Here is an 18,759-nt window from a genome sequence, read left to right on the forward strand (position 1 = left end):
CAAAAATCTAAAAATCAGTAAACAATCACAAAAAAACAGCCGCTTCGTTGAAGCGGCTGTTTATATTTTTATTTTAAAAAAGATTAGTCTTTAAGTACTTTCTGAGAAACCGGCTGGTTATTTACTGTACCTGTAACGATATAGTTTCCTTTTGCCAATTCAGCAACACTTACAGATTCGTTTTGTCTTACTGAAGCTTCTTTTACAAGTTGTCCGAACATATTGAAAACTTTCACGTCTTTTACATCAGCTCCAAAAATGATCTCATTATTTTTAACGAAAGAGTTTTTTACAAAGTTTCCTGACTTTGTGTTTTTAGCATCAATAACCGCTAAAGAAGCAGTAGACGAAGTAATTGTCAAAGAAATATCATCTATTCTCCAGTTGGCAGTACCAAGAGATGGAGTTCCTGTACCAGGGCTATCACTTCCATAAATTCTTAAGGTAACCGGAGCTGATTCTGCCCCTACTAAATTAGATCCTGAAAAAGCGATGTTATTCAATGTCCATGTACTATTATTGTTAACAATTACAGTACCTATCGCTGTTGCATAGTTATCAATACTGGAATATACAGTAATTTTTCCAGGTCCTGTAGAAGTTCCTCTGGATCCTAAGTTTAAAGAATTTAAAGTTACTTTATTACCGGCAACAGGAGTAACAGTTACACTAAAATAAGTACTTGTAGCAGTTGAAAGAACCTCTTTAAAAGCTGCAGCACCAAAATTGCTGGATCCACTTGCCCCCGTATATCCTGAAGACACAGATGAAGTAGTAATTAAATTAGTAGTACCATTATTATTTCCCTGAGTTGCTGCAAATGCTACACTTGAAATATTAGCATTTGTACCAGAAATAGGATTTACAGAACTCCCATCCCAAAGGTAAGTTGTTTGTGCAAAAGCAACTGCGCTCATCACAACTGTTGCAAAAAGAGAATAAAGTTTTTTCATGATTTAATTTTTTTGTTGTTAATAATTTTCTTTCCGTAACAAAACTACATTCTAATTTTTTTTTGGGGACAATAAAGAGGTTAAGTTTTTGTTAATTATAGTTGACCTCTTAATGTTAACATTTTTTAATTATTTTTACGAATTATTTTTAAAAGTTGCGGAATTTTGTCATTCTATTCGTTTTGTTCTTCTTAGGCATATTTTCAGGAAATGCTCAGGTCTTTTCGTGGAAAAATCCCAACGTCCCGGAAGACAGCATCAAAAGAGACAGTATTCTTGCAGCAAAGCTGGAACAGGACATCTTTGCAAAGGACACTCTTGATTTCATAAGAACGCATAATAAGATCATTATTGATGAAGCAGTATTCGCCAAGAATGATAAAAAAAGATTCTTAGGAGAACTTAATTCAAAAGGTTCTATTATCCGAGGGATTACTTTTGGTAATAATCAGGGGCAATCTGTACAGAGTTCTATGGATCTTCAGATTTCGGGACGGTTATCAAAAGATGTGACTATTTTAGCGAGTATTTCAGATCACAACCTCCCTATTCAGGCTGATGGTTATACCCAGACTTTAGAGGAGTTTGACAAAATTTATATGCAGCTTAATATTAAAGATAAGTCTATCCTCAGGGCGGGACATCTTGATCTTGTAGAAGCTAAGAATTATTTTGCCAAATACCAGAGAAGAAGTATGGGGCTTCAGTTCCAGACAGAATTCGGTAAAGAGAATAAGACCTTCGTAGATATCTCTGCAGGTGTTGCCCGAAGTGAATTCCACAGAATACGTTTTCAGGGGGTTGAAGGTAACCAGGGGCCTTACCGTCTGACTGGTAAGAACGGAGAACAATTTATCACGCTGATCTCGGGTTCTGAACAGGTTTTCATTGATGGAATTTTAATGAAGCGTGGTGAAAACCAGGATTATATTATCAATTACAATACAGGTGAAGTTACCTTTACCAGTTTCCGTCCTATTTTCCAGCAGAATTTCATTACCATTTCTTATAACTACGCCAACAGAAATTATTCAAGGTATTTGTTTACAGGGAAGCTTGAGCATCAGAGAGAGAAATTCAAAGTAGGATTAAACTGGTTTATGGAAAATGACAACAAAAATGCACCTCTTTCTCTAAACCTTTCTAAAGAAGATGAACAAATTCTTGCCGAAGCTGGAAATAATCCTGACCTGATGTATGCTCCTTCAGGAGTGATAACGGAATATGATGTCAATAAAATTTTATACAAATTAAGTCCCGCAGGAAATTTCTATGAATATTCTACAGATTCAAGTTTAACGCTTTATCAGGTTTCTTTTACCTATTTCGGAGTTAATCAGGGAGACTATAAAATAGCACAGACCACTAACAACGGACGTGTTTTTGAATATGTGGGCCCTAATGCCGGAGATTACAGAGCCGTAAGAAAACTACCTTCGCCACAGAAATCGCAGGTATACTCTCTGAACTCTGAATATCTTTTAAATGAAGGAAAAATAGGAGCTGACATATCTCTGAGTAATTATGATGTCAATTTATTTTCATCAAAAGATTCTGATCAGAACATGGGGTATGCATGGCGTATTTTTGGAAATAAAAGCTTCACAAAGAACACATGGAGAGGAACTCCAAGCTTTGAATATCAATATATAGACAGACAGTTTCATATTCTTGATCGTATCAATGATGTGGAATTCTCCAGAGACTTCAACCTTACACAGGAATTCAATAAAAAGACCCAGAACAGATTTACCTTCAGCTTCCTTAATAAATGGAATAATAAATCTACGCTGAATTACCGCATCAATTATCTGAATGAACAGGATTCCTACAAAGGGATTAAAAATGACCTTGACTTCGGCTGGCTGACGGGAAAATTCTTTACGAAAGGAAATCTATCTTATCTGAGTACCAATGCTACTCTTCAGGATACGAAGTTCATCCGTGGTGGAGTTTCAACAGAATTTACAGGTAAAAAAGGAAGCTGGGCCATTGGTGGAAGCATGGAGCATAACGAGAAAAAGTACAATGATACTCAGCTTTTGGATGTCACAAGTTTCAGCTGGAAAGAAATCTTTTTGCAAAAGAAAATCGGTGACAGTACAAGAACCAAATTATTGGCGAAAGTATATATGAGAGATAATGACTCAGTACGTGATAACAGACTTCAGAATATGAACAATATTTTGGGGATCATGGCTGAAAGTCAGATTATCAAGACCGAAAGAACTAGTTTAAATGCTCTGATTCACTACCGAAAATTCTTCTATGCAGGTGCAGAAGGTGAAGTAACCCGTAATAATGATTTTGTTGTTGGAAACATCTTATACAACCAACAGCTGTTCAGAAATGGTATGCGTCTTCAGGCTTTCTATGAATTGGGGAACGGACAGGAAGCCCAGAGAGAATTCCAGTATATCAAAGTAACAGATGGACAGGGTGTTTATAAATGGACCGATTATAACGGAGACGGTGTTCAGCAGCTGGACGAATTTGAAATCGCTGAGTATTCAGATCTTGCCCAATACATCCGTGTATATACTAATTCTGTAAGATATATTCCGTCCAATAAAAATAAATTGCAGTTGGCTCTATTTGTCAATCCGGCCATTGTTTTCAACTCTGAAAATGGATTTTTAAAACGTTGGAATTTCAATATTTCATTAAATTCTCAAAACTCATTCTATAAAAAAGAAAAAGTACTTGTTCTGAATCCTTTTGAAAAGAACAGTGATCAGATCCTTAAAAATCAGAACATTCTTGCTTCCGTGCAATTTAATCCAACCGATAAATCAGGCTGGAACGGAAATTACAGATTCATCACCAATGATAATCTCATCAATGCCAATTTCAGTAATGAAGAACGTGAACAGACTTCTCATTTTCTGAATATAGGGTATTGGTTCAATAAAGAGTTCAGAGTGGATTGGGAAAACTCGGTGCACGATATTCAAAACTCTTCACAATTATTTAAAACCAGAGATTATCGTCTCAATAATTTTGAAACCAAGCCAAAAGCAACTTACAAATTTACAGATGCTATCCAGGCTGAATTATCTTCTGCTTTCCGTCAGAAACAAAGATTGGATGGCGAAGAACTTCTTAAAGCATTTGATGTTACGGGAACAATTCAGTGGGAGCGAAGAAAAACGTCTATCCGTGGAAACTTCTCATTCATCAGTAACAACTTTACAGGAAACAATTTCAGTATTGTAGGAAACCAGATGCTGGATGGGCTTAAACCTGGAAAAAACCAGGTATGGAGTGTGTTTATTCAACAGGCTATCAACTCGTTTATCCAGCTGAATCTTAATTACGAAGGAAGAAATTCCGGTGACAGAACTATTCATATCGGAAGTATGCAGGTAAAAGCAAGTTTCTAATAATGACGTTATTTTTTACAATAAAAAAATCCCCAATATCGCTATTGGGGATTTCTTTTGGTTATTAGTTTAACAGTTATTTTTTAATGATTTTCAAGGACTGTGATCCTTTTTCTGTATTTACTTTTACAATATAAACACCTGCTGCGGCACGTCTCATGTCTACAGAACCTTTTTCAGCGTTAATTGTTTCACTAAGAATTCTCTGGCCTGAAACATTGTATACTTCCACATCTCTGATCTTTGTATCATTATTGATATAAAGGAAATCTGTAACAGGGTTTGGATAAGCACTCACTGTATTCTTTTTCGCAGCTTCATTCACCGCTAACACAGCGACTGTAAATTCAAAGCTTCCAAGATCCGGTGTTAAAGCATTTCTTATATTACCATCTGCATCCAGAGTTACTTCAACAACCGGAGTTCCTTTGTTGTCAAGAGCCGCATTTCCTGTGGTAGATAAATGGAAATCGGTTGCTGATACAAATACTGGTAAAACATTCAGAGAGTTTACATTTCCTCCGAATCCTGCCTGGATATCTGCAAGTGTAGCTTTTGCCAATCCTCCGATATAACCAAGATTAGTTCCTGAAGAATAGAAATTATTAAAGTTAATGGAAGAGAAAACACCACTTGCTGCTCCTGCATAAATAGTATACCTGTCTCCTGCCTGAGTCTGGGTATTCACAAAAAGATTATTTCTTACATCAATCCCTCCTAAACCAGTTACTCCACTTGTGATATTTAAAGCTGACGGTCTTCCTGCAACAGTCTGGCTTACGTTCATTACAACGGTATTATAGTAAAGTTTATATCCACCTCCTGCTCCAATAACAATTCCGTTTCCATTATCATTTACACCTCCGGTGGTTGCATATCCATAACCGGCTACCCCACTCACTACATTATTGGCAACTAAGGTATTGGAGGTAAGACCTGTTGCTGCCAGATAAATCCCCTGTGCCCCATATCCTGAAACATTGGTGTTTTTTATCCCGTTAATTTTATTATTATCTATAGTTACTCCGGTGGTTGCTGCTGCTGCATAAATCCCTGCAAACACAGTTCCTGTTCCACTGGAGTTAAAATTGGAAATTGTATTCCCTCTTACAATAATATTGGCTGTTGCAGAGGCTCCCGTATTACCAGCGGTTACGGTTACACCGGCAGCTCCTCCGGTAGAAGTTCCGGTATATCCAAGATTGGTAATGGTATTGGAAATAATGGAAGAGTTAACTGTGGCAGTGGCAAACCAAACTCCTCTCTTGATCTCAGCTATAGTCGTTTCGAAATTACCAATCGTATTATTGCTTACCGTTACTCCATCTGCTCCCTGCACATAAATTCCACCAAGGCGGATAGCATCAGTTCCTGTAGCACTTAAATCATTTCCTGTTACCAGAGTATTCGCGCCATTACCTGCAGCTGTAGCGGCAAATAAATACATTCCCATATACGCTTTCTTCACTGCATTATTCTGGATGGTGACATTATTAAAGAAACCTCCCGTAGGTGTTGCAGCACCATCATACATGACAAAAGCAGAAGAGGTATTGATACCATTTACAATATTCAGGTTTTTAACCATAATATTAGTATTTGCAGCGGCAGCAGAAGCCGCTATAAAAGTAAGTACCTGCGGTGCTGTAGTAGAAGTGTTGGTAAGAGTAAGATCTCTTGTCGTTCCTGAAGCGGCATTGCTTCCATCCAGGGTAATGTTACTACCCAGTATTCTTACTAAGGGTGCACTGGCAATATCACCGGAAATAGCAGCTGTAATTCCTATTGCGGGTTTTATAGCAACAGAAGTATAGCTTGTCGCTCCGCCACTGGCATTCAGACTTGCGGTGGCTGTTTCTGTTGTGTTTGCTGTGATACTGATTGTAATTGCTCCCTGATGTGTTCCCGCATTAATAGCATCGAATGCTCCTTTTAATGTGGTATAAGTTCCTGTAGCTGTTCCTGCCGTGGCAGAAATATTCACTTGTGAATAAAAATTTGATGAAACCAAAATTGCCATCAAACAAAATAGAATTTTTCTCATGACATTAATTTTTATTGTATTAAATATAAAAAATAATTATTAATAAAATTCAATAAATATTGATAATCAATTAAATATATTAAATAAAAACTAAACATAATATCATAAAATCCCTTAAATAACACAATACAAACAAAACAAGATACCACATTTTAATTTAAAAAAATTTGTTTTTTCAGAATTTCGTAAATTTGCACCATGATAAAAATAGGCAACATAGAACTGCCGGAATTTCCACTTTTGCTGGCTCCGATGGAAGACGTAAGTGATCCTCCGTTCAGACGTTTGTGTAAAATGCATGGTGCAGATTTAATGTATTCGGAATTTATTTCTTCCGAAGGGTTGATTCGTGACGCTATCAAGAGTCGTAAAAAGCTGGATATTTTCGATTATGAAAGGCCCGTTGGGATACAGATTTTTGGTGGTGACGAAGAAGCTATGGCTATGTCTGCAAGAATTGTTGAAACGGTAAATCCGGATCTGGTAGATATTAATTTTGGATGTCCTGTAAAAAAAGTTGTCTGTAAAGGAGCAGGAGCTGGTGTTTTGAAAGATATTGACCTTATGGTACGTCTTACAAAAGCTGTTGTAAGCTCTACTCATCTTCCTGTTACGGTAAAAACCCGCCTGGGATGGGACAGCACCAGTATTAATATTGATGAAGTAGCAGAGCGTCTGCAGGAAACAGGAATTAAAGCTCTTACGATACATGCAAGAACCCGTGCTCAAATGTATAAGGGTGAAGCAGACTGGGAGCATATTTCAAGAATTAAACAAAATCCTAATATTGAAATTCCAATTTTTGGAAATGGTGATATAGATTCTGCTGAAAAAGCATTAGAGTATAAACAAAAGTATGCATGTGACGGTATTATGATCGGACGTGCTGCTATTGGATATCCATGGATCTTTAATGAAATCAAACATTTCTTTAAAACAGGAGAGCATTTACCTGAACCGACAATTTCAGACCGATTACTGGCTGTTCGTCAACATGCTGAGTGGAGTGCAGAATGGAAAGGAGAAAGATTAGGATTGGTTGAAATGAGACAACATTACAGCAACTATTTCCGAGGAATTCCTCATTTCAAGGAGTTCAGAAAAAAATTCCTGGAAGTGTTCACTATGGAAGAAATGAACAGCTTGATTAAAGAAACCCAACAGTTCTACGAAGAGTATCAGGCACAACTATAAAAATAAAAACCATCAGCTTGCTGATGGTTTTTTTATATTGAGAATTTAATATTAATATCCTTCTGATGAAGATTCGTTTTTAATTAATCCCAAAGCTGAAGAGGTTCCAATTCTTTTAACTCCCATTTTGATCATTTTTTCAGCATCTTCGGGAGTTCTTACTCCACCTGCTGCTTTTACAGGAAGTTTCCCAGCATTGCTGAGCATAATTGTTATTCCTTCAAAGGTTGCTCCGTTAGGTTTTCCTTCAGCAGTCTGATAAAATCCTGTAGATGACTTGACAAAAATTTTCGACAACTCATTTTCAGAAAAATTTTCTTCTGCCCAGGTAGAAATCTTTTTCGTAAGATCTGCAATTTGTTCATCAGTTAATGCTGCAATTTCAATAATCCATTTTGCAACTTTATGATGCTCAAGAGATAATTGGGTACATTTTACAAATTCTTCTCTTACCAGTTCTATATTCCCCTGTAGATAAGCAGTATAATTAATCACAAAATCTAATTCATCTGCACCGTCTTCTATTGCTTTTGAAGCTTCTGCAAGTTTTTCATCAATAGAGTACGTTCCTTCGTGGAAACCTATTACAGTTCCTACTACAACATTTGAATTTCTTTCCTGAATAAATTTTTTAATCTCAGATACATAATCCGGTCGAATCATCACGGCAAAAATACCATTGTCTATTGCTTCCTGAGCAAGTTCTTTATCTTTTTGAAGTGTTTCTTCGTGGGAAATACCTGACTGTTCTGGAGTTTTCAGGTAAGTTGAATCCAAATATTGGGCTATGTTCATATTGTTATACTTTCAATTGTCTGTAAATACCTTGTTCTAAAGATATAAAAGTTTCTGTTCTTGTTACTCCCTTCAGCTTTTGAAGCTTACTAAGGATTTGCATTAAATGATCATTGTCTTTACAAAGCACTTTCAGGAAAATAGTATAATTTCCTGTAGTATAGTGGGCTTCCACTACTTCGTTGATATCATGCAAAGACTTTACCACTTCCGGATAATGGCTTGGCTGATCCAGAAATACACCGATGTAGGAAATCACTTTGTATCCAATTTTCTTAGGGTTAAGAAATGATATTGAATTTTCAATAACTCCTGCATGTTCGAGTTTTTTGATTCTTTGATGCACTGCAGTGGTGGAAATTCCAACATTTTTTGAAATGTGGGCTAAAGAAGTTTTAGCATTATCCATCAACATGTAGATGATTTCTTTGTCAATAGAATCTAAATGGTAGCTTGTGTTGCTCGAATTTTTCATTTTCTACTTTTTTATTATTTATGTTTTTTAATGTAAATTTTTAAATTTTACAAAAACCGGAAAGTGATCGCTATATCCACCTAAATACCGGGTACCGGCATAAGTTCGGAAAGGCCGTCCTTCAAAATTTCTGGTTCTGCTGCGGATTTTTTCAGAATTAAATATATGGGCATCCTGAAAAGCCAGCGTCTTATTATCAAGCAAAGATCTTGACATAATGATCTGATCATACAGCAATCCAGATTTATAATGAAAAGTAGAATAATTTCTTGTAGAAAACAATTGTTGAAAAGGGTTCATTAAAACCTTCTCATGGTCATTGTCATAGAGAATCTGTACTAAATTTTCATCATCCGGGTTTTCGTTAAAATCACCACACAATATAACATGCTCTTTATCAGCATTTATAATTTTCATAATCCGTTCCCGTACTTCATTCAATATAAAGGCTCTTTTAGGTTTATTGATATCTTTTTCGCGCTTAGAGGGAAGATGGGCGATAAAGACATTAATAATTTCCCCTTTATATTTAATTTTTGAAAAAAGTACGTCTCGGGTTGTGTCGTAATTTTCTGTGTTTTTATTTACTATTTCAAAAAAGAAAGTAATGGTTTCCGAATCTATTACCTCTACTTTATTTTTATCATATAACATGGCTACATCCACTTTTCGTTCGTCCATAGAATTGTAATGTACAATTCCGTATTCCGAATTAAAGGGCTCCATTTCTACAAGATCTTCCAAAACTTTCCTTCCGGAAACTTCAGATAATCCTATTACAAATGGTAATACTTCATTCTCCTCCTTCATCAACTGAAATACATGAGAGATTTTGAAAAGCTTATTTCTATATCTCTTTTCATCCCAATTCCTTAATCCTGACCGAGTAGGATCTAATTTGTGGACAGGTTTCGGATCAGGTAAAAATAAATTTTCAACATTATAAAAAGAGAACAGCTCCATCTACACTAATTTCTATACTTTTAATTTATTATGTCCTTTTTACTTTAAGATGTAAATTTATTATTTTTTTTCAAATTTTTGTGATTTACGTCTAAAACAGTAAATCAATTTCCAATAAAAAACAATTCAAATATAGTAAAAAATACTAATGAAATAAGTCATTATGAATTAATTTTTCAACCATCCCGCAGTTTCGATATATTAATCAAAATTGAGACAATAAACAAAATATGGAATAATAGAAATAAATTTTCAATTTAAAATCAGAAACATTAATATTTTTCACACTTATTAAAATTACAACAAATATTATTCCATTTATCTATAATAAATGGAATTAAATATTGAAGCAAAAATTAGATCATTTCTGAAAATTTTCGTCTACAGTAAATCGGGGCGTTTTTCCTTTGTAATTCTTACGGCTTCATCATGACGCCATTCTTCAATTTTTCCGAAATTCCCACTCAACAGGATTTTAGGAACATCCAGCCCTTTATAACTTTCAGGTCTGGTATAGATAGGTGGTGAAAGAAGATCATCCTGAAAACTGTCTGTTAAGGCGCTTTGTTCATCATTCAAAACTCCGGGAAGCAATCTGATAATTGAGTCTGCCAAAACACAGGCAGCCAGTTCTCCTCCTGTAAGAACGTAATCTCCAATTGAAATTTCTTTGGTGATATGAAGATCTCTTACCCTTTGATCTATTCCTTTGTAATGTCCGCAAAGAAAAATTAAATTCTCTTTGATAGACAATGAATTGGCTATTTTTTGGTTTAAAGTTACCCCATCCGGAGTCAGATAGATCACTTCATCATAATTTCTTTGAGATTTAAGCTCCGATATACATTTATCCAATGGCTCAACCATCATTACCATTCCTGCTCCGCCTCCGTAAGGCTCATCATCAATTTGTCTGTGCTTATTGATTGCCCAGTCTCTCAAATGGTGAAAATGTACTTCTACCAGTCCTTTATCCATTGCTCTTTTCAAAATAGAAGTTTGGAACGGACTCTCCATCAATTCCGGAAGTACGCTTATTATGTCAATTCTCATTGTAATGTTCCGTTTTTCTTAGTAGGTATAATAATTAATCTTAAAGAAGAATCTTTGTTGATATAACTCCACATCCAGTTGAAGAATATGGCCAGTTTATTTCGAACGCTCAAAATTAGCATTAAATGGAGAAACATCCAGAAATACCACGCCAGAAATCCCTGAAATTTTATAAACGGCAGATCTACAACCGCTCTGTGCTTCCCAATAGTCGCTAATGAGCCTTTGTCATCATACTCGTATTCCTTCCACTCTTCCTGAGTTTTCTTTAATAGATTTTTACCTAAATTTTTTGCCTGATTAATGGCTACGTTGGCTACCTGAGGATGTCCCTGTGGATATTTAGGAGTTTCCATATAGGCAATATCCCCGATAGCATAAATATTATCGTACCCTTGTATTTTATTATATCGGTCTACAATATATCTGTTTCTTACTAATTTTTCTTCCGGAAAACCTCCTACAACATTTCCTGTAACTCCAGCTGCCCAGATCACATTATTGGATGGAATTTCTTTTCCGCTTTTCAAATGAACTTTATCTCCGTCATAATCCGTTACCACTTCCCCACTCATAAAAGAGACTCCTAAGTCTTTAAGATATTTCTCAGATTTATCCTGTGCTTCGCTACTCATTACAGCCAATGGCTTCTCGGTAGAACTTACCAGAATAATCTTCAAATGATCAAAATTCATATAAGGATAATCTCTTGGAAGGATGTCTTTTTTCATTTCAGCAAAAGCTCCTGCCAGTTCTACTCCGGTAGGACCGCTTCCAACGATAACAATATTCCAGTTTCCGTCATCGCTTCGGCTTTTTTCAATAATCAGTTTTTCAAAGGTCATCAAAACATGATTTCTGATACTGATGGCTTCCTGGGTATTTTTCATTCCGAAAGCTTTTCCTTCCAATTCTTTGTTTCCGAAAAAATTAGTTTTACAGCCCGTTGCAATGATGAGTTTATCATAGGTAAATTCTGCTTCGTCTGTAATGACTTTATTGTTGGCAGGATCTATTTCTTTGACTTCCGTCATACGGAACTGTGTGTTTCTGGACTGCTGAAAAATCTTTCTGAAGGGAAAGGAAATGTTGGAAGGTTCTATCCTCCCTGAGGCTACCTGATAAAAAAGCGGCTGAAACATATGGTGGTTCATCCGATCCAGAACAATGACCTTTTTGTTCTTGTTATTCAATGTTTTTGCAAGCTGCAGCCCCGCAAATCCTCCTCCAATAATGATGATTTTTTCGCGTGTTTCCATAATACACAAATTTACTGATTTTATTTTAGCATTTAGCAGTGAAAAAAGTTAGTTTTGCAAAACTTTATGACACCAAAAAAGTACACCAAAAAAACTGCCAAACAAGTCCATAAATCAAGACGGAAGAAGTATTTTTTCCGAAGATGGGTGATATTGGCTATTTTAATGATAGCATTAGTAGGAACAGGGCTTTATTTAAGACAGTCTATCAGTTATTACTATGCATTGTACTTTAATAAATTTAAACATAAAAAGCTTCATAACAGTGAAAAGGAAGCCTCAAGAATCCAAAGAATATTAGCCAGCAACCTTGATAAAACCTATGGTTTTGATGTTTCTCATTATCAGAACCGGGAAGATATCAAATGGGATAGTCTCAGCATCGGAAATAAAACAATTCCTTTAGAATTTGTTGTCATGCGTGCAACGATGGGAAACCGAAGTGCCGATAAACATTTTGACGAATTCTGGGAAAGTGCTAAAAAGCATGATCTTATCCGTGGCGCCTACCATTTTTACAGAGCCGATGAAGATCCTGTAATCCAGGCCAATAATTTTTTAGAGAATGTAAAACTTGAAAGCGGAGATCTTCCCCCTATTCTTGATATTGAAAAAATCCCAAAGCGTAAAACCAATAAAAAACTGATTGAAGATCTGAAAGTATGGTGTAAAATTGTAGAAGAGGCGTATGGTGAAAAGCCGATTATCTATACCTATTATCATTATTATAAAGATTTTCTGAAAGGCGAGTTTGAAGGTTACCCTTTATGGCTGGCCAATTACAATGATGTTCCGTCTCCTTCACCTGATGATGAGTGGGATTTCTGGCAGTTTACAGAAAACGGAATTGTTCATGGTATCAACGCTAAAGTGGATCTTGATATTTACAATGGTAATTCGTGGTCGTTAAAAAGATTGACACTGGATTAGAAGAAAGAAAATGAAAGCAGAAAAATAGGAGTTGATAAAATTTCAATGAGCCAATTTTTAAAATAAGCTACTGATATCACTTCCATCTTCCATCCTCCATCTCCCCGCTTCCAGCCTTTATTAATTACTTTTCCCTAAAAAATTCAGAATATCTGTATTGAGTTGATCTGCGTTTTCAAAAGGAATCATATGGGTGGCATTGCTGTAGATTTTAAGTTCGGCATTGGGTATTTCTTTGGCAATAAGTTCGGTATGCTCCTGTTTAATAACATCTTTATCACCGGCAATAACCAATACTTTACTTCCAATTTTATTTAAATCTTTCTTCTCAATGCGCGGCTGTGTCAGCATAATTTTCAAAAGCCTTTGTTCATTAAATTTTTCCGGATCCTTCAGTTCTTTCATCACCAGCATTTTATTTTCAAAATGATCAGTAAGCCTGTCATCCACTCCATCAGGAAATGCGTTGGCTCCAATTGCAATCAGCTTATTCAGTTTTTCAGGATATTTCAGGGCAAATTCCAGTCCGGTATTTCCGCCATCACTCCAGCCTGCGATATTTACTTTATTAAGCTTTAACTGATCTGTAACTGCTTTTACATCATCAGCAAACATTTTATAAGTAAAATCCTTTTTAGAAGAATCTATACTTTTTCCTTGTCCTCTTGTATCTATAGCAATTACTTTATACTGCTTTGATAAAACAGGAATCTGCTGATAAAAATCTTTAATACTTCCGGAATTGCCATGAAGCAGAATCAATGGTTCTCCTTCACCATACACTTCATAATAAAGGTTGGTATCCTGAAGTTTCAGATAATTTCCCACCGTTTTATTTTGACCATACGCTGTTTGTTCCGATTCCTGAATATATTTTGATACATCAGGCATCAGTGCTTCTGCGCTATCATCTGCAAAACCGTTTTCATCATCCATATTTTTGTCTCCGTTTTTATCCATTTTTACATCGATATTAATGGCAGGTGCTGCAAGAGTCACTTTTGTCCAGTCTCCATAAAATTTCCTTATAAATCCTGTTTTGAACAATGCTGCACTTATATTGACTCTCCCTTCAAATTCTTTTAAAAACTGAATTCCTATAAAAAATTTTCCATGAACCCAGATATTACGGTCATTAACATCCAATGTATAAGTTCCGTCTTTAATCATATCGCTGGTAAGTTCAACAGTAATTTCCTCATCAAGAATATTTTTATCCGGAAAACCCTCTTTTTCACTATAAATAGTATACCGCATAACGACAGGCTTATCTGAGGTATAGCTGGCAATATTCAGGTTAATATTCTTAATCTTTGATTTCTTTTTAGCATTAAAAGCCAATGCGGTTTCACCAAGAAAATCTTCTTTTCTGAGGTGTGGATTTACAGAGTACATAACACTTTTTGTCTTGGTATTGACTCCCCAGTTTTTATCAATAAGTTTTTTAGGCTTAATGGTGATCTCTTTAATATTTTTAGTTTTCTCTGTTAAAAATATTTTTTGCTGATCATTTTTTTTAAAATTCTGTATTGCTTCCTGGTAAGGGTCAAATCCTGGTACTTCTATTATTATTTTCTGCTGAGGATCCGTATTGGAAAGATCAATTGAAAAATTTCCTTTTTCATCCGAGATTGTTCCGATGGATTTTTTTTCAATTCCAATTTTCACATAAGGAATTGGATGGTTTTCATTTTTAGAAATAATGGTTCCGGAAATAACCTGCCCATGAAAGGCGGAAGCTGTCAAAAGGAAGAATAAAGTATGATATATTTTCATGATAAAAGTTTGACGCAAACTTATTTATTTTAAACAGTCCGCTATCCCAATACTTTATTAAAATTATTCTCCCTTTAGTTAAAGTTGTTTAAAATATTTCCTACTTAAAGGATACTCATAATTTCTTCCCAGGAATGAACTCTTTCGTAAGTTTCATTTTCTATCAGTTCATTATGAGGTTGGGTAAATATCAGTCTCTGCCCTGAAAAATGATCTAAATTTTTAGGATAATCATCAATCATGATATCTCCGGACACTACTTTTTTACTTCCACAAAGAACAATCTGTTCCCAGGTAATGAATGGAAAATGCTCTGCCAGCCAGTCATATTTTTCTCTTAAGCTGTTCGGAAACTCCATTCCGGCAGATACAATATAGAGTTCGTATTTATTATTCAGATATTCCATTGCCTCACGGCTTCCTTTCATGACAGGTAAGGTTCTGAAAAAACCTATTTCATTCACGTGCTTTTTTCCATTGGGAAAAGACTCTATTTCAGGCTTACCAGCCAAATCACTGATTTCAATTTCTCTTCCTGTATCTCTTTTTTCAAATTGTACCAGCTGATGATATACATCCGCCATTACCCCGTCCATGTCGACAATAACTTTTTTCATTGTTTCAATCAGATTTTTGTATTATTTATTACTATTTTAAAATGTGTATTTCATTGGAGTTGATCAAATTTACTGATTAGTTTTTTCAGGCAAGGGACACAGTCTATTAAAAAATCATAAATATTCATTTTTATAAGAGACGTTCCGGAAAGTTTTATGGCTACATTTTCGTATTTTTGCCACTTAGTTAAAAATTAAAATCAAACTATTAATTCCCAATGAATTACGTTTCTGCAGAAAATCTTACCAAATCTTATGGCATCAAGGTTTTGTTTAAAAACATTTCGTTTCACATCAATGAAGGAGATAAAATAGCTATTGTTGCCAAAAACGGAAGTGGAAAATCTACCCTTCTGAAAATATTAATGGGTAAAGAAATTGCAGACAGCGGAACTGCGATCATCAATAAAGATATCCAGGTGGTGCTATTTGACCAGGAAATTGATTATGATCCTAAGCTGAGCATTGAGGAATTTATGATGACCCTTGATTCTGAGCCTATCCTGGCCCTTAAAAACTATCATAAATCACTTCATTCTACAGACAATGATTTTATTGAGAAAGCATTGGCTGATATGGAAGTTCATAAAGCCTGGGATCTGGAAAATGAAATGAAACAGATTCTTTCCCAGCTTAAAATCACTGATCTGGATGCTAAAATGGGCACTCTTTCCGGAGGGCAGATCAAGCGTGTAGCGTTGGCGAAACTTTTAACAGAGACAAGAGCCGAGCACAGACATACACTTCTTATCATGGACGAACCTACCAACCACCTGGATGTGGATATGGTAGAATGGCTTGAAAATTATCTGAACAAAGCAAAAATCACTTTATTACTGGTTACCCACGACCGATATTTCCTTGACAGTGTTTGTGACATTATCTGGGAAATGGAGGATCAGAATCTTTATGTTCATAATGGTTCTTATGCTACTTACCTTGAAAATAAAATGATTCGTGAGGAAAATCTTAATGCTACAATTGACAAGGCCAATAACCTTTACAGAAAGGAACTGGAATGGATGCGAAGACAGCCGAAAGCCAGAACCACAAAATCAAAAAGCAGAATTGATGCTTTCTACGAAACGGAAAAAGTAGCCAAAACCGATACCCGAAAAGATGGATTGGAACTTGATTTTGAAATGAAACGTTTGGGAAATAAAATTCTTGAACTTAAACATATTGATAAGAGCTTTGGACCTAAAGTTTTATTAAAAGATTTCAGCTACCAGTTTCAACGTGGAGAAAAAGTGGGAATCATTGGAAAAAATGGAGCAGGAAAATCTACCTTGCTCAATATTATTCAAGGTTTTGAAAAAGCGGATAAGGGAGAAATAGAAACTGGAGAAACTATTTCTTTCGGTTATTTCTCACAAAAAGGTCTTACTTATAAAGAAGATGAGCGTGTCATCGATTTTATCAAGGAAATTGCAGAATTTTATCCTTTGGCAAATGGAAAAAGTTTATCTGCATCACAGTTCTTAAGATTGTTCTTATTTGACGATCAGACGCAGTATTCTCCTATCTCTAAACTTTCGGGTGGGGAGAAAAGAAGACTTCACCTGATGTATATTTTGTATCAAAATCCTAATTTCCTGATTTTTGACGAACCTACAAATGACCTGGATCTTCCTACATTAACAGTTCTTGAAAACTTCCTTCAGCAATTTCAGGGATCTTTGATTATCGTTTCTCACGACAGGTATTTCATGGACAGAATTGTAGACCATGTGCTGGCTTTTGAAGGAAACGGAAAAATCAGAGATTTTGTAGGAAACTTCTCAGAATACAGAGAAGCAAGAAGCCGTGAGGAAGCTTTAGAAAAAAATGCAATGGTAAAACCTGAGCCTGTAAAAGAAATTGTTTCTTCAACAGAAAGTACTCAGTCTTCTAATTCTAAAAGAAAACTCACTTTTAAAGAACAAAGAGAACTGGAAACCATTGAAAAAGAAATGCCTGAACTGGAAGAACAGCGCACTAAAATTCTGGATAAGCTTAATAACGAAGCTGATTACGAAAAGATAGCCACACTTTCTTCAGAACTGGAAAGCGTTTCAGAGAAACTGGAGAACCATGAAATGAGATGGCTGGAACTTCAGGAACTTCTTTAATAATGATGAATTAAAAATTATGAATTATGAATGAATTCAAAGAGTTTGAGAGTAAACGAGTTGAAGACTTCTAATCACAACCGCTATCAACCTTGAACTTTAAACCTTAAACTTTGAATCTTGAATTCATTCATCACTTATCATTTATAATTCTATTATCTTCTCTTCTTTTGCACTTTCAAGAGAAGCATCTATGATTTTCATATTCTGGATGACTTCTTTTCCTGGAGATGGCAAAGCATATCCAAAAACAATGTGTTCATAGATCTGCTGATAATAATTCATATAATTTCCGGCTTCACTGGAGGTAAGAATTCTTTCTGTTTCAGAATCATCATTCAGGAAGTTTAAAATTCCGTCCGGTTCTTTTAGAGGCTGTGTCCATTCTTTACCATATTCAGGAATAGCACCTGACACCAGTTCATTTTCCTGATTATCGGTTCTTTCCTGCAAGAAAGTTCCTCTGTCTCCATGAATTGTGTAAGCATAGTGACCTTCTTTACTGAAAACAGACGATTTCAGTCTTACTCTAAGATTATCTTTATAGAATAAGAGAATTTCAAAATAATCGTTAGCGAACTCAGTTCCTTTCATAGAAAACACATCTGCAAACAATTTTTCAGGGTATCCGAAATACTGCACTGCCTGATCTACAAGATGTGCTCCCAGATCATGAAGAGATCCTGCCCCCACCTGATCAGGACTTTCTTTATGCTGCTTTCCACTAGCTGTGGTACGGAATCTGTCAAAGCGGATTTCTGCTTCTTTAATATTCCCTAATTTCCCTTCAGTTAAAACTTTTTGAACTTGCAAAAAATCACGGTCGAATCTTCTGTTTTGATATACGCTTAGAAACAATCCTTTTTCTTCTGCCAACTGTACCAGCTCTTCAGCTTCAGAAACATTTACTGTAAAGGGCTTTTCTACAACAATATTTTTTCCTGCTTCCAGTGCTTTTTTGGCATATTCATAATGGGTCTGAACCGGAGTATTGATAATCACCAATTCTACATCAGCATGCTGAAGCATTTCTTCCACGGAGCGGTAGATTGTTGCTTCCGGATACTTTTCCTTCGATTCTTCCTTGCTTCTTTCCACCACAGCAGACATTAAAAATCCCGGATGTTCTTTTAAGAAGGGAGCATGGAATACTTTTCCACTCATTCCAAAGGCACAAAGCCCTGCTTTTACCAATTGCATATTATA

At 35.6% G+C, this 18,759-nt stretch carries 14 protein-coding genes; 4 read left to right on the top strand and 10 right to left on the bottom strand.

The genetic code is table 11. From position 1 onward, the window contains the following. Positions 1-83: 83 nt before the first annotated feature. Positions 84-953 (bottom strand): T9SS type A sorting domain-containing protein, encoded by an 870-nt coding sequence (locus ACKTTZ_RS03960; RefSeq protein ID WP_051934289.1) that lies wholly within the window; start codon positions 951-953, stop codon positions 84-86. Positions 954-1,108: 155 nt separating this feature from the next. Here ACKTTZ_RS03960 and ACKTTZ_RS03965 point away from each other — a divergent pair, with 155 nt between their 5' ends. After that, positions 1,109-4,336 carry a hypothetical protein gene (locus ACKTTZ_RS03965; RefSeq protein ID WP_407847457.1) on the top strand — a complete coding sequence of 1,076 codons (3,228 nt, stop codon included), beginning with the start codon at positions 1,109-1,111 and terminating at the stop codon, positions 4,334-4,336. A gap of 76 nt (positions 4,337-4,412) precedes the next feature. On the opposite strand, the gene ACKTTZ_RS03970 is transcribed toward ACKTTZ_RS03965, so the two are convergent. Continuing rightward, positions 4,413-6,380, bottom strand: a complete 1,968-nt coding sequence (locus ACKTTZ_RS03970) for a T9SS type A sorting domain-containing protein (RefSeq protein WP_407847459.1) — start codon at positions 6,378-6,380, stop codon at positions 4,413-4,415. Positions 6,381-6,578: 198 nt separating this feature from the next. On the opposite strand from ACKTTZ_RS03970, the gene dusB reads away from it, so the two are divergent. Further along, the gene (gene dusB / locus ACKTTZ_RS03975; protein ID WP_034694897.1) at positions 6,579-7,574 is read left to right on the top strand and encodes a tRNA dihydrouridine synthase DusB; all 996 of its coding nucleotides are present in this window, start codon (positions 6,579-6,581) and stop codon (positions 7,572-7,574) included. 51 nt (positions 7,575-7,625) lie between these two features. Here dusB and deoC read toward each other — a convergent pair whose 3' ends face one another. The 5 genes from deoC to ACKTTZ_RS04000 form a co-directional block, all read right to left on the bottom strand. Continuing rightward, on the bottom strand, positions 7,626-8,369 hold the full coding sequence (gene deoC, locus ACKTTZ_RS03980) for a deoxyribose-phosphate aldolase (protein WP_034694896.1): 744 nt from the start codon (positions 8,367-8,369) through the stop codon (positions 7,626-7,628). A 4-nt stretch (positions 8,370-8,373) separates the two neighbouring features. Next, positions 8,374-8,844, bottom strand: coding sequence for an Lrp/AsnC ligand binding domain-containing protein (locus ACKTTZ_RS03985; protein ID WP_002976659.1), 471 nt, complete (start codon positions 8,842-8,844; stop codon positions 8,374-8,376). A 27-nt stretch (positions 8,845-8,871) separates the two neighbouring features. After that, entirely contained in the window at positions 8,872-9,807 is a 936-nt protein-coding gene (locus tag ACKTTZ_RS03990) for an endonuclease/exonuclease/phosphatase family protein (RefSeq protein ID WP_034694894.1), read from the bottom strand. 381 nt (positions 9,808-10,188) lie between these two features. Next, a complete protein-coding gene (gene trmD / locus ACKTTZ_RS03995) occupies positions 10,189-10,860 on the bottom strand; it encodes a tRNA (guanosine(37)-N1)-methyltransferase TrmD (protein WP_034694892.1) in 672 nt (223 codons plus the stop codon). Next, positions 10,857-12,119 (bottom strand): NAD(P)/FAD-dependent oxidoreductase, encoded by a 1,263-nt coding sequence (locus tag ACKTTZ_RS04000; RefSeq protein WP_034694890.1) that lies wholly within the window; start codon positions 12,117-12,119, stop codon positions 10,857-10,859. The genes trmD and ACKTTZ_RS04000 overlap by 4 nt, the downstream gene beginning before the upstream one ends. 66 nt (positions 12,120-12,185) lie before the next feature. Here ACKTTZ_RS04000 and ACKTTZ_RS04005 point away from each other — a divergent pair, with 66 nt between their 5' ends. Then, positions 12,186-13,049, top strand: coding sequence for a glycoside hydrolase family 25 protein (locus ACKTTZ_RS04005; protein ID WP_034694888.1), 864 nt, complete (start codon positions 12,186-12,188; stop codon positions 13,047-13,049). 120 nt (positions 13,050-13,169) lie between these two features. Here ACKTTZ_RS04005 and ACKTTZ_RS04010 read toward each other — a convergent pair whose 3' ends face one another. Continuing rightward, positions 13,170-14,825, bottom strand: a complete 1,656-nt coding sequence (locus tag ACKTTZ_RS04010) for an alpha/beta fold hydrolase (protein WP_407847464.1) — start codon at positions 14,823-14,825, stop codon at positions 13,170-13,172. A 104-nt stretch (positions 14,826-14,929) separates the two neighbouring features. Then, on the bottom strand, positions 14,930-15,442 hold the full coding sequence (locus ACKTTZ_RS04015) for a 5' nucleotidase, NT5C type (protein WP_034694886.1): 513 nt from the start codon (positions 15,440-15,442) through the stop codon (positions 14,930-14,932). Between the two features lie 218 nt (positions 15,443-15,660). On the opposite strand from ACKTTZ_RS04015, the gene ACKTTZ_RS04020 reads away from it, so the two are divergent. Continuing rightward, the gene (locus tag ACKTTZ_RS04020; RefSeq protein ID WP_034694884.1) at positions 15,661-17,553 is read left to right on the top strand and encodes an ABC-F family ATP-binding cassette domain-containing protein; all 1,893 of its coding nucleotides are present in this window, start codon (positions 15,661-15,663) and stop codon (positions 17,551-17,553) included. A gap of 144 nt (positions 17,554-17,697) precedes the next feature. On the opposite strand, the gene ACKTTZ_RS04025 is transcribed toward ACKTTZ_RS04020, so the two are convergent. Next, a complete protein-coding gene (locus ACKTTZ_RS04025; protein ID WP_407849135.1) occupies positions 17,698-18,753 on the bottom strand; it encodes a Gfo/Idh/MocA family oxidoreductase in 1,056 nt (351 codons plus the stop codon). Between the last annotated feature and the right edge of the window lie 6 nt (positions 18,754-18,759).

It is taken from the genome of Chryseobacterium sp. KCF3-3, assembly GCF_045865955.1.
In the GTDB taxonomy this organism is placed as follows: Bacteria; Bacteroidota; Bacteroidia; order Flavobacteriales; family Weeksellaceae; genus Chryseobacterium.

Coding starts and splice junctions, on each gene's coding strand:
- ACKTTZ_RS04010 (WP_407847464.1), bottom strand. CDS start 14,825: ATGAAAATATATCATACTTTATTCTTCCTTTTGACAGCTTCCGCCTTT.
- ACKTTZ_RS04020 (WP_034694884.1), top strand. CDS start 15,661: ATGAATTACGTTTCTGCAGAAAATCTTACCAAATCTTATGGCATCAAG.
- deoC (WP_034694896.1), bottom strand. CDS start 8,369: ATGAACATAGCCCAATATTTGGATTCAACTTACCTGAAAACTCCAGAA.
- trmD (WP_034694892.1), bottom strand. CDS start 10,860: ATGAGAATTGACATAATAAGCGTACTTCCGGAATTGATGGAGAGTCCG.
- ACKTTZ_RS03990 (WP_034694894.1), bottom strand. CDS start 9,807: ATGGAGCTGTTCTCTTTTTATAATGTTGAAAATTTATTTTTACCTGAT.
- dusB (WP_034694897.1), top strand. CDS start 6,579: ATGATAAAAATAGGCAACATAGAACTGCCGGAATTTCCACTTTTGCTG.
- ACKTTZ_RS04015 (WP_034694886.1), bottom strand. CDS start 15,442: ATGAAAAAAGTTATTGTCGACATGGACGGGGTAATGGCGGATGTATAT.
- ACKTTZ_RS03960 (WP_051934289.1), bottom strand. CDS start 953: ATGAAAAAACTTTATTCTCTTTTTGCAACAGTTGTGATGAGCGCAGTT.
- ACKTTZ_RS04005 (WP_034694888.1), top strand. CDS start 12,186: ATGACACCAAAAAAGTACACCAAAAAAACTGCCAAACAAGTCCATAAA.
- ACKTTZ_RS03970 (WP_407847459.1), bottom strand. CDS start 6,380: ATGAGAAAAATTCTATTTTGTTTGATGGCAATTTTGGTTTCATCAAAT.
- ACKTTZ_RS03985 (WP_002976659.1), bottom strand. CDS start 8,844: ATGAAAAATTCGAGCAACACAAGCTACCATTTAGATTCTATTGACAAA.
- ACKTTZ_RS04000 (WP_034694890.1), bottom strand. CDS start 12,119: ATGGAAACACGCGAAAAAATCATCATTATTGGAGGAGGATTTGCGGGG.
- ACKTTZ_RS04025 (WP_407849135.1), bottom strand. CDS start 18,753: ATGCAATTGGTAAAAGCAGGGCTTTGTGCCTTTGGAATGAGTGGAAAA.